The 25,041-nt window shown below is 41.3% G+C and carries 19 protein-coding genes and 1 pseudogene; 2 read left to right on the top strand and 18 right to left on the bottom strand.

Annotation, left to right across the window (positions count from 1 at the left end):
* Positions 1–452 precede the first annotated feature (452 nt).
* From AAEZ02_RS01870 to AAEZ02_RS01840, 7 genes are all read right to left on the bottom strand, one after another.
* Complete coding sequence (locus tag AAEZ02_RS01870) at positions 453–1,346, bottom strand: hypothetical protein (RefSeq protein ID WP_124012571.1); 894 nt, start codon at positions 1,344–1,346, stop codon at positions 453–455.
* 190 nt (positions 1,347–1,536) lie between these two features.
* Entirely contained in the window at positions 1,537–2,070 is a 534-nt protein-coding gene (locus tag AAEZ02_RS01865; RefSeq protein ID WP_351074516.1) for a hypothetical protein, read from the bottom strand.
* A 673-nt stretch (positions 2,071–2,743) separates the two neighbouring features.
* On the bottom strand, positions 2,744–3,895 hold the full coding sequence (locus AAEZ02_RS01860; protein WP_101085091.1) for a lipase family protein: 1,152 nt from the start codon (positions 3,893–3,895) through the stop codon (positions 2,744–2,746).
* The gene (locus tag AAEZ02_RS01855) at positions 3,892–4,524 is read right to left on the bottom strand and encodes a DUF6795 domain-containing protein (protein WP_351074518.1); all 633 of its coding nucleotides are present in this window, start codon (positions 4,522–4,524) and stop codon (positions 3,892–3,894) included. Before AAEZ02_RS01855 ends, AAEZ02_RS01860 begins: the two co-directional genes overlap by 4 nt.
* 475 nt (positions 4,525–4,999) lie before the next feature.
* Positions 5,000–7,684 (bottom strand): TonB-dependent receptor domain-containing protein, encoded by a 2,685-nt coding sequence (locus AAEZ02_RS01850; RefSeq protein WP_351074520.1) that lies wholly within the window; start codon positions 7,682–7,684, stop codon positions 5,000–5,002.
* Positions 7,685–7,768: 84 nt separating this feature from the next.
* The gene (locus AAEZ02_RS01845; protein WP_351074522.1) at positions 7,769–10,603 is read right to left on the bottom strand and encodes a beta-helix domain-containing protein; all 2,835 of its coding nucleotides are present in this window, start codon (positions 10,601–10,603) and stop codon (positions 7,769–7,771) included.
* 228 nt (positions 10,604–10,831) lie between these two features.
* Positions 10,832–11,206 (bottom strand): hypothetical protein, encoded by a 375-nt coding sequence (locus AAEZ02_RS01840; RefSeq protein ID WP_101033957.1) that lies wholly within the window; start codon positions 11,204–11,206, stop codon positions 10,832–10,834.
* A 296-nt stretch (positions 11,207–11,502) separates the two neighbouring features.
* Between AAEZ02_RS01840 and AAEZ02_RS01835 the strand changes: the two genes are divergently transcribed.
* Positions 11,503–12,729: a potassium/proton antiporter gene (locus tag AAEZ02_RS01835; protein ID WP_124012577.1), complete on the top strand. Its 1,227-nt coding sequence runs from the start codon at positions 11,503–11,505 to the stop codon at positions 12,727–12,729.
* Between the two features lie 79 nt (positions 12,730–12,808).
* Here the strand turns inward: AAEZ02_RS01835 and AAEZ02_RS01830 are convergent, their stop codons facing one another.
* The 11 genes from AAEZ02_RS01830 to AAEZ02_RS01780 form a co-directional block, all read right to left on the bottom strand.
* The gene (locus AAEZ02_RS01830; RefSeq protein WP_124012578.1) at positions 12,809–16,000 is read right to left on the bottom strand and encodes an efflux RND transporter permease subunit; all 3,192 of its coding nucleotides are present in this window, start codon (positions 15,998–16,000) and stop codon (positions 12,809–12,811) included.
* 16 nt (positions 16,001–16,016) lie between these two features.
* Entirely contained in the window at positions 16,017–17,315 is a 1,299-nt protein-coding gene (locus AAEZ02_RS01825) for an efflux RND transporter periplasmic adaptor subunit (RefSeq protein WP_351121730.1), read from the bottom strand.
* A 180-nt stretch (positions 17,316–17,495) separates the two neighbouring features.
* A complete protein-coding gene (locus AAEZ02_RS01820; protein ID WP_124012691.1) occupies positions 17,496–17,906 on the bottom strand; it encodes a hypothetical protein in 411 nt (136 codons plus the stop codon).
* 199 nt (positions 17,907–18,105) lie between these two features.
* Entirely contained in the window at positions 18,106–18,294 is a 189-nt protein-coding gene (locus tag AAEZ02_RS01815) for a transposase (protein ID WP_351121727.1), read from the bottom strand.
* Between the two features lie 266 nt (positions 18,295–18,560).
* A complete protein-coding gene (locus AAEZ02_RS01810; RefSeq protein WP_124012579.1) occupies positions 18,561–19,136 on the bottom strand; it encodes a hypothetical protein in 576 nt (191 codons plus the stop codon).
* A 10-nt stretch (positions 19,137–19,146) separates the two neighbouring features.
* On the bottom strand, positions 19,147–20,505 hold the full coding sequence (locus tag AAEZ02_RS01805) for a transglycosylase SLT domain-containing protein (protein WP_351074528.1): 1,359 nt from the start codon (positions 20,503–20,505) through the stop codon (positions 19,147–19,149).
* Between the two features lie 22 nt (positions 20,506–20,527).
* Entirely contained in the window at positions 20,528–21,337 is an 810-nt protein-coding gene (locus AAEZ02_RS01800) for an ETEC_3214 domain-containing protein (protein ID WP_351074530.1), read from the bottom strand.
* A complete protein-coding gene (locus tag AAEZ02_RS01795) occupies positions 21,334–21,960 on the bottom strand; it encodes a hypothetical protein (RefSeq protein WP_124012582.1) in 627 nt (208 codons plus the stop codon). Before AAEZ02_RS01795 ends, AAEZ02_RS01800 begins: the two co-directional genes overlap by 4 nt.
* A 227-nt stretch (positions 21,961–22,187) precedes the next feature.
* Entirely contained in the window at positions 22,188–23,261 is a 1,074-nt protein-coding gene (locus tag AAEZ02_RS01790; RefSeq protein ID WP_124012583.1) for a CsgG/HfaB family protein, read from the bottom strand.
* A 537-nt stretch (positions 23,262–23,798) separates the two neighbouring features.
* A complete protein-coding gene (locus AAEZ02_RS01785) occupies positions 23,799–23,975 on the bottom strand; it encodes a DUF3012 domain-containing protein (protein WP_124012584.1) in 177 nt (58 codons plus the stop codon).
* 33 nt (positions 23,976–24,008) lie between these two features.
* Positions 24,009–24,374, bottom strand: a complete 366-nt coding sequence (locus AAEZ02_RS01780) for a SpoIIAA family protein (RefSeq protein WP_101033952.1) — start codon at positions 24,372–24,374, stop codon at positions 24,009–24,011.
* A gap of 373 nt (positions 24,375–24,747) precedes the next feature.
* On the opposite strand from AAEZ02_RS01780, the pseudogene arfB reads away from it, so the two are divergent.
* Positions 24,748–24,966, top strand: a pseudogene (gene arfB / locus AAEZ02_RS01775) (alternative ribosome rescue aminoacyl-tRNA hydrolase ArfB); the annotation flags it as partial.
* Positions 24,967–25,041 lie beyond the last annotated feature (75 nt).

Genomic DNA, 25,041 nt, shown 5'->3' with positions numbered 1-25,041 from the left:
CACGTATATCCATATACTCCAAGGCATTCAGGCATCCTGCCTATCAGATGCCAGCTAGCTTTCGCGGGGAAAGGTCGTTCTTTGGCATCTGACCCATATGGACATGGGGAATGTCATTTGATGTCGGGAACATTATTGACCATGCCACCACAACATTCGTGAATCCATTCACATCAGATCCCCATCGGAAGCGTTAGCATTTTCACTCTTTACTGCAAGATGGGCCGAAGCAGTCTACAAACGAAGTCACAAGCTGGATCGTACCACGTCGCGAAATTATCGCTTCTATTGCTTAAATCACATTGGGATAATGTTGATGTGGCGGCTGGGCCAATTCTTTGAATAAAAAGTAAAGAGGAAACAGCCGTTGGTTTCCTCTTGGTCTGGTGTGGGTGAAGCGCCACGACCTTAGTGGCCGCAGGCCATATCTAAAAAATAAAGAAAAAAACCTACTATTGAGTATGAAAACCCTTCAAATCCATTTTATACAAAGGCGCTGGCAGCATCTCTGATGTAATAAAAATGCTGCTACCCTCTTGGCTAAAACTAACCGCTTCAGCTTGTTTTATCGCTGGCAGAGCAATCTCTTGTGGCGCTGTAGAAAACAGCGTTAACCAATCGCCAGGCTGTGATTGGGTAAAATAGAACGCGTGAGTGTAGGTTAATACTACAGCCGATAAACCATCCGCGGAGATATCAATTGCGGTGGGCTTTCCGGCAAAACCGGCCCAAGTATAGATACTGGCATAATCGAGCATCGCGGTTGGTAATGGCGCTATTTCGCCCAACCTTTTGGCTTGTTTGTTAATCATTTGAACCGATACATTCTTTGATACGCTTTGCGCCGAAGGAGCGATTAATGGTAACTCGTATAATATCGGCAGCTTATCGCGTTTAGTCAGTAACAGTATTTTTTGCTTAGCCACATCAACGGCTACGGATTCACAATCGTGTGCGCCATCTGGGTAGGTAAATGTCATGCTCCAACTGGGTTTAACCGACAGTGTTTTTTGTCCATTCAGTTGGCTTAAATCTGGCTCTTTGATCAGGTGTAATTGATACTGCGATCGCTTCGCTTGGTTATCACCCACATCGGCGATCAATAAGTACGCTTCACCTTGGTAAACAAACGAGGCTATGTCTTCCCAATCAATGTTCTTTACACCAGTAATGTTTACTGTCGCGAGTTGATGACCTTGGGTATCAATGGCAAAAATCCTTGCCGAATCACCACTGTCGTTATGTACCCACAATATCTTGTCATTGAGCCTCGATACCGCCAAACCGCTGGCTTCGTCAATAGACGGGGCGGTAATGCTACCCGCTTGTGTCATCCCCAGTGGCATGGCGCATGCGCTGATCGATATAGCTAAGATTAAATACAAAAATAGAGAAAGACGGTTAAACATAATGGTTATTAACTCGGACTGCAGCTTGCAAAAGGTAGGTGTATTCTAACAACATCAGAGACTATTACTAAAAAGATAAAAAATCGATTAACCTATGTTAATCGACTTTATAAAGATTACTAATTAATTATAACCACGCTCGTTCAAATGCATTGATCATATCAAATGGCTGATGAATACCTTCCACTAGCTGTAGTTTATTTTTGTACTCAACAGGTAAAGAATCATATTGCTTCTGAGCTCTTAACTCCGAAGTAGAAAAAATTAACAATTTGATTTTATCTATTTCTTGAGTGACAAAAGTATTCTGTTCTGTCTTATTTTCATTTTCTAAATCTAGAAACACTTGGAGTAACTCAGTGTATTCATCACCCACGCACATCCGTATCGCTTTAAGATGTAAATAGCCTAAAGCCTCACCAACTGAAATGGGTAACTGTTTTAGAGTGGCAATGCTGCTATCAGATAATTGATTCTTTTTTGACATGATTAAACATTTATTATGTTTGACTTCAAAGGCTGTAAATTTCTCACCCAATAAATTCATACCAAAATCTAAGTACTCATCAGCTGAAATTTGTGAAGATGAGGTAGTTAAGATAAAGAATAAAAACGATAATATCTTCATTTTACTTTGCAACCATAGTGGACTGATTTCCAAAACAACCTCTCCTTTGAGTAGATTTCAGATCTTAACATTTACATAACTGCAATTGTTTCAGTTTGATTAAACACCGCTATCTTCATTATCGAATGAAATACATTCTCTATTGCCTAACGCAAGCTCATAATTATCTTGATTTTTTATCGCGATAATAATATCACGACGGTTATAACCTTATTTCCCACGATACTCATATTTTTGATACTCGCTGACTTATCTGCACCTGAAATTTTGTCTCTTCGATTTAGCTTCATTTATAGCAAATTGTAAAAGCAAAAATATTGAAATAAATCCATAGGTGAGTAGTTTTAGTTTTTTTACATGATCCATATGAATTGAGGATATCGAGAAAATTCCGTGAGTTTGGCATGTATGCTGCGCTAGCTTTCATTAGGCCAAGGGCGGCCCGTCGGAACCATGAGGTACTGTTGTATTAGACGACAATGGCCGGAGCTGACTACAGATACGCTTTAAAGCGGGATAGTTCCCCATCGAAAATATGCGCTTTTCAGCATTTTTAGTCTGGGGTGCAGAGGATTTTAAAAGGGATACAAACGCTTTGCCCCTTTGATCTGGTGTAGCCTCAACGCCACGACTCACGTCAGCCGTTGAGGCCGCAGAGCACTCGGCCACTAATCTATTCACTGAGAATTTCATCGTCAATCTAGGTTTAAGATACCAGCTCAATAGCTTGTTTTGCGGTTGTATATAGTGTTTTTATCATCAAGCCTAAAACCCAGCGAATAAACTTCACACTCATTTCTTTAACCGTTTGTATTCTATTTCCAGCAAAAACTAGCATGTGACCTAATAAACCTCTTAACTCCTCAGCTATTTCATCAGTTGACTTAACAACGATACCATGCAGGCAGCGAGCTAATATGTCATAAAACTGCAAACCATGACTTAAAGAGGCTTGGGCGACAATTAATGCATACTGACCTGTTTTTTTCAAAAGAGTGATTAAAGCATCGGTAATGATTTGCTGCCAGCGTTGAGAGAATGATGCATTATGACGTTGATCATATTTTAGTACCGTATGCTTATGGTTAAGCGTTTTAAGAGCTCTATTCATCGCGCTATAGCTCTTATATGATGCAACGGTATTGACATAACCAGGTGTGGCTTTTTCCATAGAATGCGCACCAATCGAGAAAAAAGATCCACTGTTCATTGCTGTTTGGTACTCACCGACAGTATGACTAAAGGGCCATACCGGAACTGCTGGTACAGGGTCCGCACCATGCGTAACACGATAATGCTCGATATTAGTAGATGCTTGGTGAACAAATCTCTCAGTAACAACCCTTGGCGCACCAAAGGTATATAACTTGGTGTCAATCCCTTTCTCACTTGCCCAAAGCGCTGTTAATTGCGCAATAGCCCCACCCAAACTATGACCCACAACATGTAAACAATGAGGTTTATGCAGTGCTACATAATCATTAAATTCAGACTGCATACTGCTAAAAGCTTTTTCAAATCCTGAGTGTACTTCAAGACTTTTAGGCCCAACTGTTATAGCAATATTGCCATTAGTTAACCAGTCAGCAAATGACGTAAAAACAGTGCCACGAACACTAATAATATGATGCTGTTTAAATTGTGGCGAGATCCCTTGTGCCGTTAATGCAAAGCCAGTACTGCGATTCAAGAGTTGGTTAACTAAGCCACCACTAACGCCTTGGATCTGACTATTAGTTATTTTAAAATTTTTAATAAAATCAAGATGAAAGTCACTCTGAAAACTTTTATTTTTCCTAGTATCATATACTCTTGAGGCTATACTAGCTGCTGTGCTAGGTGAAATTGTGTTACTCATAATTCGACTTCCTTGCCGGTAAAACGATCCGTTAGTTTATTAAAATCACCATCTTCAACAATATATTCCTTGTCACCATCATAAACTAATACGGGAGTATAATCCTCACCCCAGCGGCAGATGCTTGAAGCCATATGATCAAGATGTTCGTTATTGGTATTGTTAAATTGAAAACTCACACGCTTATCGGTCAATTCACAATTCATAAAAGATAGCTTTTTAGAAAACTCTGGCACTTCCTCAATACCAATATGGTTAGCAGACCATATTGCTAGCAGCTCATTATCGTAAACTACAGTAATCTGTTGTGACACTCTGTCTTCAGAGAAAAGTCTATTAGGAATAGATGAACGAATGCTTTTTTGAGGAAAATGGAAATGACCCTTACTATCGGTAATAGCCACATCAAGATGATCTTTTTCATCAATATACATTAATGAACGCGTCACCTCTAAATTAGCCACTGGATTACCATTTTTGGTAATAACACCATTAACTTCTGAGCTTAAAAAGACTTCCTTTTTTTTAAACCAACCAAACATATCAACTCCATGACTTAGAATAGGGTAAGCAAGCGCTAAAAAAACCAGTAATATGACACGACGGGGCCACTGTAAACGATTGTTCATTCGCTATCCCTGCTAAATAGTAATTTCGATTTTACTTAAAAATACTCACTGTTTATTTTACCCATTCGATTGCAAATTACTATTATCCAATAGAATGGGTTTTATCAATTAGTGACTCTTTTGGGCTGGGCGAGATTACGAACGTTTTACGAACAGACTCAGTATATTTTTCAAACTACATTTGCTCATAACTTTTTCTCTTCATGAATGATTGGAAGTGATTCTATATTTAAATCATTCATTGTGAGTAAAAAGCGCACACTCATGCTGTTGACCTGCTCTTTTGGATGTATATAAGCGCATTACCGGCATAAATTTCATAATATGCTTAAACAAAAAAAGGCCACTTTCTTTGTTCCGAAGAAAGTGGCCATGCACATTTTTAGCGATTGAAATGATGAATAAAAATCGCTAAAAACAAGTACTCTTTTATACGTGACTCTGAACACACTATTACACGTAACGATTAAACCTATTAATACTCATAGCTAAATTGCAAAGTGAACTCTGTGCCAGGGTCTTTAGCGTACACTTGAAGATCTTGCTGTTCGTATTCAGTGGTTTCACCTAAGATATTTTTCGCTTTTACTTTTACCGTAACGCTATCTGTCGGAAAGAAACTATAGGTAAAATCAAGGCTATGAAATGGCTTTTCAAATACGTCATCTAAACCACCACGGCCACCATAGGCAATGCGTTCACCAAACACGTTATAAACTAATGTGGCACTGTGATAACTGTCTGGCGAGTCGTAACTTAACTGTAAGTTAGCCACCCATTGTGAATGTCCGGTCATGCGGCGCGTGTTATTGGTTGGGTCGATTTCGCCGTTAGCAGCGATATCGATTTCTGAGTCGCCTAGGGTTAAGTTACCTGCGACAAAGAAGTCCTCCCAAATACTGCCATCGCTACCCAAAAACTCAAGCTCTTGCAAAAACTCGGTTTCAAGACCGTACACATAACCCGACTCGGCGTTATAAAATTTAAGCTGACGCCCCGCTTCTGAAATACGTTGAATAGGTTCAATCGGTGCGTCTACATCCTTATAGAATGCGCCCATACTGAAATTATTGCCCGAATCTGAGTAGTATTCCCAACGTAAGTCGAGGTTAACAATGTCGGAGCTTTTAAGTTCTGGATTACCGAAGAAATCAAAACCGGTAACGGGATCTTGGAATCGAACGGGCGACACTTCACGCAGATCTGGTCGTACTATGGTTTTGCTCGCGCCTAAACGCCATTGGGTAGTATCGGTTTGTTTCCAGGTTAATGACAACGACGGGAACCAACCATCTTCAGCAATCACATAATCAGTCAAGTCGTAACGCCCGCCTTCATCTGAAATTTCACCATCAGGGTCGATAGGTAAAGTCACGCGGCGAAAATCTTCGTAGCGAATACCAGCATATACGCGCCAAACATCATCAAAGTCGATGTCCATGCTCACAAAGGCGGCATCGTTTTTCTCTGCAGCAATGTAGTCTTCAGTGTCGGTTGACGCGTCTTTCAGCTCTAGTCCTAAGGTATTGTCGGTAATGTTTTTATCCGAAAAAATATCATTAAAGTCACTCGCTAAAATGCCACCGTTAGCATCAGTTGGACTTAAATCGACATCAAAACCTAAACGGGTGGCATAGCTTTCACGGGTACGCTCAAAGTATTCATAACCGGTTGTCAGTTTAACCAATGCGCCGTCTAAATTGATTGGGTAAGTAAAGTCCCAGGCATAGTTTTGGCTGTCATCTTCTAAGCGGCTGTAGACATACTTTGGCGCATCTTGAGTGTTGAGGTTACGTGACAATAACTGGTTGTTTTCATCTAAAATCACATTATAGGTGTACGACACTTCATTAGGAGCATAACGCTCTGAGCGGGCATCAGAAAACTTCCAGTTCACTTCAGCATCATTTAACAGCTCAATAAAATGATGACCTTTTATTTGGTTACTGATTAACGAACGTTCCTCGTAATCAATAGCATAAACTTGCAATGCATTAGGCTCACCCAGAGTATCGATGGTTTCTTCAAGCCCTATAGACACATCATCAGAGGTGTCTTGCAGATAAGTGGTGAAGGTTTCGATTTTATGGTTGTAACCAATTTCTAAGCCTAAGTTCAGCATGCCAGACACTTGCACAATCGAGTCGGTGCCGACGATGTCTTTTTGGTTTTCAACTTGTACTTGGCTGCTATCACCATCCAGTTCAACTTCGCGTTTAGTGTAGTTTTCGGCTTGCTGCTTGTACGACACCGCTGATAATGCACCAAAGATGATGTCGTCAGTAATGTCCCAACGATCACCAATGGCGATATCACCGCGCATTGCAGGATCAGTACTTTGACTTTGTACCGTCATATCGCGATACATGTCTAGTGCCAATTCGCGGTTAACTTGTTGTGCTGCGGGGTAACTTATAGCGCCATTAGAATTGCTGACGATATCAATTGGGCTAATTCCACCATATTGATTAATGGTGTTATTAATGTTGCTTGGCATGCTGCGAGTGCCATCGTCTTGGCCGGTCCAATCATCGCCACCACCATTATAGGTGAAGCTGTCATCTGAATCATTGGTGTTATAACGACCGCCCACAGAGGCTTTAAAAAAGAAATCTGCTGGAATAGATTTAGTCCGAATATCCACATGTCCGCCACCAAATGCGGCTGGAGAATTGGCAGAGGCTGACTTTTGCACCGATAACGATTCAATGATCGATGCAGGAAACATATCTAAAGGCACCACGTTACGGGTTGGATCCGGTGACGGCACTGTCGCGCCATTCAGTGAGGTACTTGAATAACGCTCACCTAAACCACGAACATAAATGAATTTGCCATCTTTTAAGGTTAAACCTGTCACACGACGAAGCGCTGCGGCTGCATCACTGTCACCGGTTCTTGAAATTTGTTCTGAGCCCATAATATCAGCTACAGCAATTTGTTCACGACGTTCTTCAGTTGCTTCTGATGCAGAGCTGCGTAAACGCCCGGTAACTGAAATCACTTCTATCGGTTCAATTGGGATCACTTCACCAGGATCGCGCGCAGGCGCTGGTTCTTGCGAGTATACGGGGGTAGCTGTTAATAGTGCCGCCGCAGAAATCACAGAGATAATGGCAAGACTTAACTTATTAACGGTAAAACTCGGCTTGGTTTTCATACTTAACTATCCTGTATGCGGTTCAGAGATAACCGCCCTTGCGGGCGGCTATTAATAGGTCACAGATTAATGTTATCGAGGTGATTACTGTGGAAAGTAAGCCCAACCTTGACGCCAGTCATTCTGGCCATCGAATGCACCAATAAAGTTGGTTGATTCGAAGAAGCTATCATCTGTGCTTAAGTCTTTACCTTTGCCAAGTAGCGTTGTATCTGTAGCTGCTGGCATACCGTCGGTGAGAGTCACTGCAGCTGTTGAGTTACCTTCTTGGCCCATGAACCAGGTTTCAACATTGACAGCGTCTGCTGTTGCTGCATTATCAGAGCTGTACTTAAAGGGCTCGTTACAGTCGATAATTGAATGAGACATCGTCAGCGTTTTGCTGTTTACGTTGTCGACTAAACCAGCGTAAGAGCCATCTAACTCTAAACATTCGCCAGACTCAGTTTCAGCAGTGCTGCCTTTACGACCTTGAACTAACACGTTGTATAACTCACCAGCAGTAGCCACACGTAGTAAGATACCTTCACCTTTATCGCCACTTGCGTTAGCAATATCTGTACCCGGTAAAATAGTGAAGTTAGCTAATTTAGGCGCTGACACTGGAGTATCCGTAGCACCTTTATGGCTATCACCTTCGATACCACGGTTAGCATTACCGTCTTCGTGAGTGATATACACAAACTGTGCTTTACCTGTCCAACCGTTAGTCCAATCTAAGCTGTCATCGAAGTTGGCTGTTAAGTACACATATTTCAAGTTAACTGCACCACCCCAAAACTCAACACCGTCGTCGCCGTTAGCGTGAATTTGAATATGGTCTACTTGAGTTCCGCTGCCCACTGCTGCAAATGAGATACCGTTCATTTCTTGAGTATCATTCACTTTAAAGCCAGCATACTTAATCACTACGTAGCTGATTTGACCGCTGTTATCAGCGTTGTTGTTACCACCGTATGGAAAGTCACCGACTTCAAACGACGCTGAACAAGCATTATGATCAGGACAGGTATTGGTTAAACCATTACCTAGAATAACCAAACCACCCCATTGACCACGTTCGCCACTTGCACCCGCAATAACATCTTCTTCAGAGGTCATTTCAATTGGGTGAGTTGCACTACCTTGAGCCATAATTTTTGAGCCACGACTCACTGCGATAAAGCTGTTAGATGTCGCGAATAGCTTAGTACCCGCTTGAATAGCCAATGTTGCAGGCGTGGTGTTATCACCACCGACGACTACCGCACCGCCATCAATTTTGTACATTACGTTTTGGCCAGCGAGAAGCGTCGTGTTGCTTAAAACATTGCCTTCAAGGGTACAAATTAACGTGATTGATGCATCTTTATATAACCCTGTTGCCGCTGCTGAAGCTGTTGTGCCTACTGGACAAGAGGTTAATACTGGTAATGCTGTTGGCGTTGGCGTCACATCGTCATGAATAGCTGTAGTCCAGCCTTTAGTCCAATCATTAGATCCATCAAACGCGCCAATATAGTTAGCATTAACTAAACGCGCATCAAGGTTAGCCAAATCAGCCTTACCAGCCGTTAAGGCAACAGATGATGAATTAGGCATGTAATCGGTTAAATCAGCTGCGGCAACTAAGTTATCGTCTTGCCCTGTGTACCAGGCTTCAACATCTAGCGCTAAAGTACGGCCTTCAGCAGCATCTGCCTTAGCATTTTTAAACGGTTCAACACAGTCAATTAAGCTGTTTTGCATGGTCAATTCAGCGGTGTTGGCGTTGTTAACGGTATTGTCGTCGTTAACCTCTAAACATTCGCCAGAATCAACGTCACCTTTAACAAGAATGTTATAAGTATTCACGCCAGTGCCTTTACGGAATAAAATACCTTCCGCATCGTCACCACCACTGTTGGTGCCATTAGCAACCTGAATAGTAAAGTTGGCTAACACTGGTTTTGACATAGGTACAGCGCTGGCATCACTGTTACTGTCAGCTTCAATACCACGGTTAGAAGCATTGTCAGCTTGACGGATATAAACGTGCTGCGCGCTACCTTGCCAACCGTTAGTCCAATCTAACGAGTCATCAAAGTTTTCTGTTAGTACGATATTTGTTACTGAAACATTACCGCCCCAGAATTCAAAACCGTCATCGTTATTCATGTGAACTTGTACGTGGTCAATTTCAGTACCCGCACCCACACCGGCAAAACTAATACCGTTCATTTCTTGGGTGTCATTGATTTTGAAACCACCAAACTCAACGCGTACATACTTGATTGAACCTGAATTGTCTTCGGTGTCATTACCGCCATAGCTGTGGTTACCCACTTCAAAAGACGCTGAACAATTGGTTAAATCTGGGCAGGTGTTTACTGGCGCATTACCCAATAACACTAAACCACCCCACTGACCCGCTTTACCTTCTTGGCCTAAAGCCGTCTCAACAGACGTAAATACGATAGGTGCAGCTGCAGTACCATCAGCCATAATTGTTGAACCACGGCTAATCACTAAATAAGAATCGCTGCCACCTAAGATTTTGGTGCCAGGTAATATCGATAACTCAACTGCATTGGCATTATCGCCACCGGCAATCACCGCGCCATCAAGCTGCCATACAACATCATTACCTAACACTATTTTGTCGCCATCTTGGCCACCGGTGGTAATGGTTGATGCTGCTGTTGAAGGGGCTAACGTACCTTTTAATACCCAAACTTCTTTACCATCAACGGCTGTCATTGTGGTGCTTTTAGTTGCAAAGCCACTGTATGATTTTTCTTGATCTGTCTGAGTTGGCGTTGTTGGAGTTGTTGGCGTAGTAGGGGTAACGGTATCGCTACCCGCATTGATATTAATATCACCACCACAACCAGCAAGCCCTAATGTTGCAGCAAGGGCGGTAGCAAGTGCAGTAAGTTTAAAAATGTTTTTCAGTTCCATTGTCATCTCCGAAGACGGATGTAAGCGTGTGAGTAAGTTGGTTGGATTACAAACTAACCTGCAAAAATGACAAAAAGACTGCGTAAACATGACACTCACATTTCATTAACATTACAGAAATATGCAAGTCCAATGGTGCTGCGGCTTAAGGGGAGTTTAGCTTGACATAAAATTTTAACAAATTAGCCAAAATAACGGTTTCACTGCCTATACAACAAAGCTGAGTCTTTAATCGATACTGACGTATAACGTCCAAAGACCCAATATTAAGGCGCAAAATCCTGCTGGTCTAAACCAACTAAGGCAATGTTTTACAGCCCATAACGCAAATGTTTTATGGTGTTTTTCAGTCATAAAAACTAAAATAATAGCGACTACAAACAAAATCTTAGCTATTACTTCAAACACTAACGGATATAAGGTATTACGCGCATCGAGTAACAATGCTGCGCCAATCACTAACCGAGAAATGATTTCGACATAATGAAAATAATCTTGGCGACTAAATAGAACAATAGCATCAGCAAAACCTTGGGGCTTAAGCAGCATAAACAGCCCAACACCACAGGTAATAACGCCCCAAACACTAATGAATATGGCCATGATGTTTCCACTATGTACTTTTATGAACTGATATTAGCAGTTTAAAATGTAATAAAAATGTTGTTAGACTGCTATTATTGCGCGAGTAAACGATCTATCCATTATGATTAAAGCTAAAACAAACAGACTCATCCTGTTTATATCTCTATTTCCACAAGCCAATAATGCATGGTCTTTATTGCAACCCACTGATGGGATATGAATTAATATTAATAAATACTCATAAAACGAGTTTAGGCTAATTTAATGCTAAAATAGCCATTTAGTGCAATTTAAACTAGCCAAGGAGTGCCTATATGCCATCTGATATTATTATTTTAGGGATCTCCATTCTTATTGCTATTGGCATTTTGCTCCATCATCCTTCTAAAACATTAGGCTTACCCTCGCTTCTCATTTTCATGGGCGTAGGCCTTGCTTTTGGTAATGGTGAATTTGGTTTTGTATACGACGACCTGAAGCTTACCTCGCTTATCGGTACCCTAGCGTTAAACACCATAGTGTTTGTGGGTGGGCTGAATACCCCAATGAAACACATTCAATTTTCTTGGAAAGAAGGCGGCATGTTATCCACCGCTGGAGTGATCTTTACAACGGTTATTTTTGGCTTTATCTTGAATGCGTTACTCGATTTTAACCTCATCACTTGCATGCTGTTTGCAGCGGTAGTGTCATCGACTGATGCTGCGGCAGTATTTTCTATTTTAGAATCCAAAAAGCTTAAATTAAAACATGGCACTGGCACTATTTTAGAATTCGAATCTGCTACCAATGACCCCGTCGCCCTACTGATGGTTGTCATGTTAACCGACTATATTATCAATAGTGCCAACGGTGCACCCACTACATTGTCAATACTCTCTAGCCTAGTTCAGCAAATTGGTGTTGGGGTGGTAGTAGGACTAATAATGGGTAAGATGGCCGTTTGGGCACTTAATCGCATCAAGTTGCCAGAATTTGGGCTTATTCCGGTATTTATTTTGGCAACCTTTGCCATCACAGTATCGAGTACCGAAATCTTGGGCGGTAATGAACTGATTGCTGTGTATATTGCAGGGGTAATAATAGGCAACTATTTGAAGAAAGGCGCTGAAGTCAGTAAACATTTCTTCAATGGCATATCTTGGTTAGCACAATCGTTGATGTTTATCATTTTAGGCTTACAGATATTCCCACAAAAATTATTGCCTGTGTTGATGGTGTCTTTATTGCCCGCAATCTTGTTGATTTTAGTGGCACGCCCTTTAGCAGTACAGTTGTGTTACCTGCCTTTTAAACAAGTTAATTGGCGCAAGCGCTTGTTTGTGTCGATGATCGGCCTCAAAGGCGCCACCCCAATCGTGTTTGCGCTTATTCCAGCCGCTGCCGGCGTTGAGGGATCACGTGAAATGATCCACATGGTATTTTTCATTGTACTGATTTCGGTCATAGTTCAAGGTGCAGCTATCGAGCCGTTAGCCAATAAACTCAAGCTCAACTTAAAGCCTAAACCACCTAAACCGCCTAAACTGCCTAAGGTTTAAGGTTTAAGGTTTAAAAAAGCCTAATCAGATGATTAGGCTTTTGGGTTTATTGAGCTAATGAGGTTTTATTTCGTTAGCCTCAACTCGGGTTAACTAAAACCTTGTCTCGATACAACCATTGATACACCGTCGGCAACACCAGTAAGGTCAAGGCTGTTGAGCTAAATAAGCCGCCGATGATCACTATCGCTAATGGTTGTTGGATTTCACTGCCAACGCCGGACGATATCAAGATTGGAATTAACCCTAATGCAGAGGTTAACGCGGTCATTAACACCGGACGTAATCGCCCAACAGTGCCTTCATACACACTGTTATATAGGCTTTCATCCATTGATTGTCTGCGCTGATTAATCGAGTCCACCAGCACCACACCATTGAGCACAGCAACGCCAAATAAGGTAATAAAACCAATTGAACTGGGTACCGACAAATAAGTGCCAGTGGCATACAAGGCCACCACGCCGCCAATTAATGCTAACGGCACATTAGCCATAATCAAGGTAACTTGTTTGATTGAACCAAACGAGAAATACAGCAATAACGCAATCAGTGCGATGGAAATTGGCACCACCAACATGAGTTTTTGTTGTGCCCGTTGTTGATTTTCATACTGACCGCCCACCACCACGGTATATCCAGGGGGCAATTCAGCTTGCGGCACTATGGCATAAATATCGCTGACGACCGAACCCATATCGCGCCCCGCCACGTTAGCTTGCACCACGACTCGGCGTTGCACGTCATCACGGCGAATATTCGGCGGCGCCATTTCGGTCACCACATCGGCGAGATCCCCCAGCCTCACAATCGCGCCATTAGCACCACTGAGTAACAAGTCTTCAATCGCATCTGGGGCATTACGATACTGCTTCGCTAATCGCAGGTTGATGTCATAACGGGCGTTACCATCAATCACTTGGCCTGCACTGGCACCCCCAATACCTTGGGTGACTAAACTCATCACTTCATCGACGCTGATGCCATAACGAGCAAGCACCTCGCGCTTAGGCCGAACCACTAATTGTGCCTCACCGCTGACTTGCTCTAACGACACATCAACCGCCCCGGGGATGGCAGCGACTAAGTCCGTTAACCGCTGACCTTTTTCAGACAATATCGTCAGATCTGGACCAAATATCTTAATCGCTAACTGCGCCTTAACCCCTGATAACAGTTCATCGACACGGGTGGCAATGGGCTGTGAGAAAGTCAGCAACAGTCCTGGGAATATTGCTAAACGTTGCTCCATCAAGCGTTGTAGTTCATAACGCGAACTTGCCGACGTCCATTGTTCTATCGGTTTAAGACCTATATAGATTTCAATATTACTCACAGGTTCAGGATCGCCGCCAAGCTCTGGCGCGCCAATTCGGCTTAAGGCATATTCCACTTCAGGAAACTCCAGCAACATGGCTTCAATTTTAGGCGCAATGCTGATAGAAGTAGCCAAGCTTGCCGTGGGCGCAAGAGTGACTCGCAAATTGATGGTGCCTTCTTCGAGTTCCGGCACAAATTCAGTACCTAACTTGGGCAGCAATAACATGCTTAACCCAAACAAACACACCGCGGCTATCATCACCCATTTTGGGCTTGATAACGCCAGCGTAAGAATACGTCGATAAACCGCATCAATGGGCGCTAGCACTTTGCTTTGACGTACCACAATACCGCGTTTAAATAAGAATACCGCTAATGCAGGTACCGCAAATAACGCCACCACCAATGCCGCCATCATGGCTAAAATAATACTGATCGCCATTGGCTGAAATAACTTGCCTTCTACGCCTTCAAGGGCAAATAACGGCATAAACACCACGATAATAATCGCCGTGGCAAAAAAGATCGGGTTGCAAACTTCTTTTGCCGCCAGCATGATCCTAATCGCAATGCTGCTGGGCTCACTCGTATCGCTAGCGTTGACATCTTGCTGCTGACTTGCCACAGATTGCCCGCTGACATGCTTAAAGATGTTTTCAACCATCACCACCGAGCCATCAACCAACATACCAATCGCAACCGCAAGACCACCCAACGACATTAAATTAGCCGACATACCATAGTAAGACATGATCAATAACGCCAAACCGATCGACACCGGGATCGACAACAATACCAACAATGTCGCCCGTATATTGACCAAAAACAGCGCCAGAATAATTACAATAAAACCAAATGCCATTAATAACGCATCAATGACCGTGGTCACGGCTTTTTCAACTAACTCCGCCTGGTCGTAAAACACTTCAAATGACACGCCTTTTGGCAAGGATTGTTCAATTAAACTCACTCGTGAATTGATGTCATCAATGGTGGCTTTGGTATTAGCGCCCATGCGCTTAAGCACCACGCCGGCAACGACCTCACCCAATGCTTGTACATCGGATGATGAGTCAGTATCAGCAGATGCCTGCCTGCGAGACATGGTCACCGCGCCCACTCTTATTTCGCTACCAAATACCACGTTAGCAATATCGGCCACGCGGATTGGCGTGCCATTGATTTCGGTTAACGGAATGTCGGCAATGGCTTGCAAGCCAGCGTCACCTGCTGGCAATAAACCGTAACCACGGACCACTAATTGTTCTTGGCCTTGGTCCATAAACCAGCCGCCCGCATTGCGGTTATTACTTTCCAGTGCTTGGCTAACCTGGGTCATCGACAAGCCATAACTGCGCAGTTTATTGGGGTCGACTTGCACTTGGTACTGCAACACTTCGCCGCCAAATGACAACACCTCAGTCACGCCGCTCACCGGCATTAATATCAACTTCACCAAGTAGTCATTTAAGCTACGCAGTTCAGAAGCACTGATATTGGTTTCGGGATCGGCGCGCAAAATGTATTGATAAATTTGCCCTAAACCAGAGGTATTCGGGCCAATTTCAGGCGTACCAACACCTGCGGGAATAGACTCTTTTGCCGCTTGTAGTTGTTCAAATACTTGCTGGCGAGCAAAGTAAATGTCGGTACCTTCGGCAAACACTACGGTCACCAACGACAAACCCGTGCGCGATAATGAACGCACTTCAGTCACAGCAGGCAAGGCATACATGGCTGATTCAACCGGATAACTGATCAGCTTCTCAACCTCTTCAGCCGCCAAGCCCTCGGCTTCTGTGTTGATGCTCACCTGCACGTTAGTCACATCTGGAAACGCATCTAAGTTTAGCTTTGGCAGCATTAATATTGAAGCCACCACTGTCGCGAGTAAGCCAAGTAAAACCAATAACCGCTTTTCAACGGCAATCTCAATTAATTTATATAACATGATGATGTCCTAGCGCTTAGTGGTTATGGATGTCAAAACCAGCTTTGGCTTGCTCTGAGGCTAAGAAAAAAGCCCCAGAAATAACCACTCGTGTTTGGGGAGCTAAACCGCGAATAAAGCTCAACCCACGTTGGCGTTCAACCACAGTGACCTCTACTGCGCTAAATCCACCCTCTTGCTCAACAAACACTTGCCAGTCGCCATCACCACCGCGAGTTAAGGCCGCATCAGGCACAATAAAACCAGCAGACTTCGCCTGCTGATCGTCTGCTAGGTATAATTCGGCAAACTCACCTGCATGTAATTCATGGCCTGGATTAGCCATCCTCACCAATACTTGTTCTGTGCGGGTTTGCGGATTAATTTCATGAGAGCGGCCAATAATGACCCCATTACGAGTACGACTGCCAACATGAACCAACACATTGCTGCCCATATTGACTTGATCCGCTTGCATAGGCGTAACCTCAGCCTCCACCCATAAATACGATTCATCTGTCAGTTGCATCAAAGGCGTACCCGCTATTAGCACTTGGCCTAAGGTCGCGACATCTTGTTGTACCCGGCCATTAATGGAAGCTAATAACTGAAACTGGCCAATCGAACTCGGCGATTTGGCTAACGCAGCAATTTGCGCTGGGGTCATCATGATTGATTCTAAAATGGCCCGTTTTAACTCAGCATTCACTTCGATTTGCATGCGTTGGCTAGCACTGATGGTGCCAGGACTCATGCGCTTTATTCGGTCCCATTCCGTCGCCGCATTAATGTAGTTCGCTTGGGCGGCAGCAATCTCCGCTCCGCCTATGGTTAACAAAGGTTGGCCTTTTGTCACCTGCTCTCCAGGCACCACATGACGCTTAAGTACCTGCATATCTAATTGCGGTGCAATGGTAATGGTTTTATCTTTATCAACGATTAATTGCGCGGTAGCGACAGCCTGTAAATTAAAAGCTTGCAGACTCAATTGTGACACCTCTATCCCCGCTAATTGGCGCTGCTCAGTATTTAAGCTTAGTAACGACTGTTGGTGGTCAGTTTCGGCTGGCTGACTACTTGCCTGAGCAGGCAAACTAGATAACATTAATAATGAACCGAGTAACGCTGAGCCGAACAATAATCCTCGAGAAACAGTTAAGTTACTTTGGTTATTTCTACGAGCATTGCTACGAGCATTTAATAGGGGATTTAACAGGCTTGTTAACTGAGCATGAGTGTCTGTATTACTCACGACACGACTCACGGCATTATTCACAAGAGATTTGGCATTTAATGCTGCCAGCAAAGACAGAGGCGGTACTAATTTGGTGTTCATGGTTAATCCTAAAACAATCTAGACCGTCGATAGCCACATATGACATCAACGGTAATAAGTTTAGCCACCGCCATTAAAAGCTTCACATAACGTCATAATAGAATGCAAAAGCAGCACTCATTGGCGCAATGTGAGCGGATCAAGAGGGGGTTCTAAACAGTAAAAAAGTGTTTAAAAGGATTAAACGGTAGGAGGACGATAAGCAGGGAAAGGCGCTGGCGCCATATAGTGCAAGCTAACATTGCCATAAGCATCATGAAAATGTTCACGGATAACATTATCACCAAGCGTCACCAGTGCCACATGGCCACCATGACACTGACAATCTAAGCAGATATCAACTTGCTCAATCTCGGTGATGTTATTAGCATGCTGATGATCATCATTAGCTGAATGAATACGTGAACCGTCTAGCGCACAAGCACAGTCTACACATTCAGCAAGGGTAATCACTTCGGTAGTAAATTGCAGATGTGAATGATTATTTTGCTCTTCGTTGCTGTTGCCCACATGCAGTTGATGCGCCCCCATATTGGCGCCCATAAATTGCAGTAACACAATAGCAATTAGTAATCTTGATATCCCAGCCATTGAAAAGCGAGAAAGTAAATTGGACAACAATATAAAAGAATCCTGAGCAACGAGAAATCCACAACAACAAAGTGTAATGATACACACTTTTTATTAAAATCTAGAATAGTTTACACAAGATTTTGCCCCTGTAACCTATTCTTTGCTAAGAAACCTCAACTTGAAATAATAAACGTTTATCAAACTGCTCGTTGTTCTGCTATCTGTGTTGATGTGCTTTAATATATCTCCCCTCAAGACATTCCCACGCTGTATCGCTATCAGTCGATAATGCCTTGAACAATCTGAGTAAAATACCTTTTCTTGACCACAGTAAAAAACGACGGTAAACCGTATTCCATAAGCCAAAATATTCAGGTAAATCGCGCCAAGGACAGCCGACACGCAATCAATAGAGGCTCCCTTCCATCGTATATCTATGCTCTCGCTTGTTATAAACGCTATCGTCAAGCAGAATAGCTTTTAGCTTCGACCACATCTCATCAGCAAGCATTAATCGGGGCATGGTAATCTCGTTGTATTTGTTTTTGGCGAAGTGAACTATACGAGATTACCTTCTTCGCACAAAATTCAAACAAAGATCAACAGCCCCCTAATTTATAAAGGTATAAAACAATAAATTAACTGATTTACAGGCCTATTTAACAGATAATTTTAGTCAAATTCTTTTCCAGACAACTCAGCCTGTAGCTCTTCAGTAATTTTTGTAGTGCGAAAATCTTTGTATAAATTCGCTTCTAAAGACGGGTCTAGCGACACACCAGCGGAAGCCAATAAGTTATCAAATAAGGGTTGGGTATTTTCCATCTCAACCAATGCACAAAGTTGTTTCTGATTATCGATTAAGGCAAAAGCCACTTCTTTTGGAATGGCACCAATTAAACTTTGCTCGGCTACTTGTTTACTCACTTGACTAAACGTCGATTTATTCTGAACTTCAGTACCTTGTTGAGATTGTGAGTTCATGGTTTTATCCATGACTTTTGCACGAGTTTCAATTTGTAGCGCAAGGTCCGCTTTAGCATTGGCAATGGCTTGAGCTCTTGCTGCCGACATATTCCCACCCCAAGCAACACAACTTGAAGAAGCTAAGCCTTTTTCACTTGTTGGCATAAATACCCAACTTGGCACTGAATCATTGTCCGCAAGAGATGTAGATTGTGATTGAGGCGTACTGTTACAAGCCGCTAGCATTAAAACAGATGCAGAAATTAGTAGCACTTTTTTCATCATTATTCCCTTATTCGGATAAATTCCATTGATTAATTTGATGTTGATATTTAGCTTCAAGTTTAGACACTTTGGCTAAATACTTTTGAGTTTCGGGGTAAGGTAAACGCTTCATTAATTTGCTATAGACTTGATCGGGCGATAACGCATTAATCTTGCTATAAGCCTGCTTTATAGAGCGATTATTTCCACCATTAAAGGTTTTTGCAATATTACCTGCGCCAGTATTGTAAGCGGCTATAACGCAATATTGCCTGCTTGTTGGATCGTCAATACCATCAAGGTATTGTTCATTTAAAATGGACAAATAACCCGCGCCGTAACGAATGTTAATATTAGGCTGATACAGCTCTATCGAAGTTGGAGCTTGATTTTTACGATAAAACTTTCTAGCAACATCCATACCTGCAGATCTTGGCACAATTTGCATTAATCCAAATGCAGGAATATGAGATTTTGCTTTTGGGTCAAAAGTTGATTCAGCATATGAAATAGCAAGTAATAACGATAAGGGAATATTCATTTCTGAAGATTGCTTTTGATAGAAACTTAAATAATCCTTGGATAATTTGTACAAATAATCTTCAGGTAAACGCATGGTATTTACTTGAATTTTTTTATACGTAGGATTGATTTTAACTAATGCCTCAACTTGCTTATCGGCTATTTTTTTACGTTTTTGAGATTGCTTATTAATCTCGTTAACTTGCTTGAGTTTACTTTTTATCTCAAGAGATTTAGCCTTGCTAGGGGTAACTTTAGCCGCAATTTCTATCTCTATTTCTTCAATACTTTGTTGCGCATCAAGCTGTGACAGCATTTGTTGCTGTTGCGTATCAATTTGTTCGTTAATGACTTTTTCTGCCACGACTTCTGAAGGTTGGTCAATTAACGTATTAACAATATTTTTTTCATCTGTTAGCGAAGCTTGGTTATTTATATTGGTTAATAAAACGCGAGTATTAGGGTCGGCTTTCAACTTACTAATAATAACGTCTTGATCTATAACTTCATCAGTTAGATTTTCGATGACCACTTGTTGAGTTAACGCATCAATTTTAACGCGCGTCTGTTTATCTTGTGTATAAATAACTTCTACTTCGGAAGAGCTTTGTTCTGGTACACTCCAAAATTTCAGCAATTCACCACGGTAGGCGTCATACTCAGCTAAGTACTCATCACGGAATTTTTTAAATTCCGCTTTTTTAGATTGATTAAATTGTGAAACCTCAGCTTTACGCTGTTGTTTAAATTTCTCAAAATCACTATCTGCAGCATCAACCAGTGAGCCGACAGATAAGCCAACACCAATAAAGCAAAGGCTTATTAGAATCGGTTTGGCTTTATTTAATATCACACGTTTGCCCATGTTTCTTCATCCTTTGAAAACATCAATCCTTGAAATAAGCATTAAATTCATAGCGAGTTAATAAACTGTCGGCAATAATTTGCTCATCTATCTCATATACAGCATAAAAATTAGCGGCTTGTACTGTGAGTTTTTTAGCTAACGGTGCTACCTTTTCAGTTTCATCTAACATCAACACCTGGCCTAATTCATCTAAAGTAGATTTGAAATGATCTTGTTGTCCGTCATACTCTGTAAAACCAGCCGCTAGTTGTAACTGCATCCCAGCAGCACCAAGACCTGTGGTGGTCATAAAGTAAATTAAATTATTACTATCAAAGAAAAAGTCATTACTTCGCTGCGTAATTGATTCAATACTATCGGTTAGCAAATGTAAGTCCGTAAAGGGGATTTGCGGCGCAAAGCGATCTAATATTACGCTGTCATTAAATAAACTATGAACCACAACGCCAGAGACTCTTTGCTGCTCTGTAATTAAAGTTAGTAAGTACTTATCTTGTTTATAGTATCGATACTTTAAAGCGCTATTGATGCTTGAGCTTTTTATTATCGTTGGCATACCAATGTTGGCTTCAACATGTGCTAGATAATTACCCACTCTGATGGTATTAAGCGATTTTTGTTCTACTCTGTCAGTAAAATGAGTAATAAACCCTTGATAACCTTCGGTGAGTAACTCTTTAGTATCAGACCAATTACCTAACCCCATTAAAATAAATGCAATATAGATAAATAAACGAGACATTTTGGCAAAAAAACCAACTTGGCCTTCATCTTCTTCTATGGTCGAACCCGTAAGTAACTGCGCTACCGCTTTTTTCATCTTGGTCATGGAGTAATTTTTTTATGTTTTAGCGAAGATAAATCAACAAAGAAACTATCTAAACTGTCGCTTATTGCTAATTGAGTTAATTCACTTCGGCTTCTTTGACTGTAACTCATGGCTTTACCTGAATAGGTCTTATGCCAAATAGGTTGATTATTTCTGCTCACTTTAACGATAAGATTATTTTTAACCATATCGATACGCGCACTGACAATCTTACTCGTAAGCCTATATTTTACCTGACAAGTTTTGTCTGGATTAAATGCGAACCCTTGCTGTAACAAGCGTTCAATCATCCATTCTTTAACATGGACTCGATTCTCACCAGAACTTTCAACACAAGCATTTTGGGCCACCAACTGCTGTTGCTGTGCCTCTAGTTGTTCAGTTTTACCTTTATCGAGATCAGCTTGTTTTAACATAATCCCTGCATAAACAATACAGTTTTGATTATCAGTCCAACGCTCAAAAATAGTGGCATTTTTTAAGATGTGTTCACTTGTTAATTCAGTATTTGATTTATATCGTGAGTAACCCGCATCACCAACTGCACCAATAGATGTTTTCTCGCGAGTAGATACCGAAGTGTTTAACATTTTGGTCAGTGACGCTCTAGCGTCATTATCCACTCTTCGTTCATCTAAATTTTTGAGGCCCGTACACAATGATGACCCAGCTGCAATATAGGTTATTCCATCAGCTGTTTGGGAGGTAACCCAATCAGGCTGAGGGCGTTCTGCATAATATTGAGCACAGCTGCAAGCGACTACTGACGTCGGCCAAACCAAAACCAATGTTAATATAGATAGACTTAAAGCACGACGATGTCGTGCTTTATTAATAAAGGAAACCATTATTACAAACGCTCTGTGATTATCTTATTCAACACTTCCGTATCAATTAAGCGTTGTTTAATACGGGTTTCACCTTCCATAACTAATTTCAATTCATCAATTTCATCAGTCATAGTTGTTGCTTTAGAATAGAAAGCGTCAGCCATTTCAACATCCGCTAGAAACTCTGCACAAACTGCATTGTTATAGGTGATTGCAATAGATGATGAATATTTAGTTTGTGCTTTAGCAAACATTTGACAGGCATTTTTATACATACCTTCTTGTGTAAATTCAATGCCCATATCAAACATTTTTTCAGCATCATCAGGCATGTCAGAATTGTCGTCATCCATAAGGTCGACATCAGTTGTTAATGTAAATGGCGCTAAATCAATTTTTAATTCATGAGTAACTCGAGCCAAAGCTCTGCCAACTAATTCTTCATCTGTTGGTTGTGCATCGTTAGAATCATTACACACCTTACTCTCAGCAATTTCGCTATAATGGTTTGAAAATATAATTTGACCAGACTCTACAGAAACCGCTTTCGGTTCCAAGATAACAACAGCAGTTTTTTTGGTACAACTAACGGTATATTTTCGACTTTTTTTACACTTATACCAATTATCACCTTTTTCCGTACATTCACTTCTTTTTTCTGAATAACGAGATGAATCAACTGTAGTAGAGTAACCTGCATTGATTAATGTATCAGCACCCGTTAACTTACCTAATTTAATACGAGTCGCTGAATTAGTTAATATGCCATCATTCAACTTTTGTTCTTTAACAATAGCATCAATTTGAGAACGCTCGACTAAAGTGAAGTATGGGGAGTTATTAAGTTTAATGTTGGTAAGGTTGGTCTCTAGAATTGAACCACCCGTAGGCCTGCGTTGATCATGAATCACCGCAATACGCTTCATGTTTTTTGCGCTAGATTCTCGTGCTGGTTTTAATTCAGATACTGGAATTTGAGGTGTACTAAATGCGTTAGTTAAAGTCTTCATGCTATCATTAATGGTTTTTTCGATACTAACGCAACCAGATAATATTGCACATGCGACAGTTGCCGCAAAGAGTCCTTTCTTCATAAATTCCATCCTAAATAGTTTATAAACCTTTAAAATACATAAAGATATAACAGAGATTTGTTTCTAGCGATTCGCTCAATATACATTAATTATTATTAATGAGAAGTGGTTTGGCTCACATTAACATCACTTATTATCCAATGAATTTGGTGGCACTAAAAAATAGAATAAATATCAAACAAACTGATCAATGTTTATTCAATTTTTTGTGTTTATATTACTTAAAAATATTAAAATCAATAAATAACAACCAAAAAGTTATTAGAATAAAATAATATTCATTTAAATAGCTTAAATAGCTTAATTAGCTTAATTAGCTTAATTAGCCAGAATGTACTGCTTATCATATTTAAAGATGAACATTAAATTAATTAGAAGGGTTATGTACAAGTGCTAACAAAGGAAAATCTCGAGAGGGTGTATACTTTAAGGATTATTTTTCTTTATATTAATTTAGTACTATTGCAAAAAACTGAAAATTAAAATAGGGCATTTTAATAACAAATGCCCCTGTTTTAAATAAAACCAGATATAAATTTATTTAAAGACGCAGTATTTGGCATAATCGGCTGCTTCATTGGCAGTCCAATCACCACTTTGTTTTTCTTTCATCTGCTTACACCATGCTTCGCTACCGACTTCTGGTGCACATGCCGTTAAACTAAGGGTTAACAATAACGCACTTGATACGGCAAATAATTTTGATAATGACATAAGCTATCCTGTTCTAAAGTAATAACATCAATACTAACATTGCGATCGTTTGGTGATCCAAGTAACCGCATCTTGTTTACGTTCTAATGGAAACCAGGCGACTTCACCTTGCATAAACGGCCCCATTAACCTAACAGCATTACCGACCCAATCAGGGCCGCCCACAAACACTAAGGCATCAAACGCAGGTAACTGTACTTCACCACTGCCGGTTAATGAAGCAAATTCCCAGCCTTCTAATAACACATCCGCTTCAATGTAAAGACACACTTGATCCCAGTCTTTACGATAACTCTTAATGGCGGGCTGTAAACGGCTTCGGTAATCTTGGGCCGATAAACGGCCGCTGACAAATAAACTAATGACACCCTTGGTAATATCGGGGATTTGACATAACATAACGGCAACTCCAGCCTTATAATCAGGCCATAGAACAGACTTTATACGGTGATGTTATCGTGTAAAGCGACAATGGCGCTTATGATAGCAAAACTATTCTATTCATTTCATTAAATATGTAATAACTCAGAGGCCAGTCAGGCTTTTTAGTTCAAAGCCCATAGTTAAAGACCAAGGGTTAACGCCCCCGCGGCTAAAGGCTAACGGGTCATTGAAACATCAACACAGATATCACCATAAGACAACTCTGAAAATTTTCCGCGTCTGCGGTAGAATAGTCCTACATCACCCAACATCAACACTCATGCCTTAGCGACATTTAAGCACAACGATAGGTTTATCGACAGTCAATGAAGGGGGCTATCACAACCCAATGATACAAATTACTCAACGAGTCATATTGCAAGACAATGAAATTGAATGGCACTTTGTCCGCTCAAGTGGTGCGGGTGGCCAACATATCAATAAAGTGTCGACCGCCGCTCAACTCAGCTTTGATATTGCCTCATCATCGTTACCCGAATTTTATCAACAAAAGCTGCTTGAAAAAGCCGATCATCGCATTACTAAAAGCGGCAAAGTCATTATAAAACATGCCTATGCATCTGAGTCAGTTTTGGCTTATTCTTATAGTATAAATCAAGACTAGAAGTGAGATTTGCTATGA

Source organism: Shewanella sp. T24-MNA-CIBAN-0130 (assembly GCF_040310185.1).
Classification (GTDB): Bacteria; Pseudomonadota; Gammaproteobacteria; order Enterobacterales; family Shewanellaceae; genus Shewanella; species Shewanella psychromarinicola.
The sequence above is the reverse complement of the archived record's forward strand: the minus strand, read 5'-3'. Positions and strand labels throughout refer to the sequence as shown.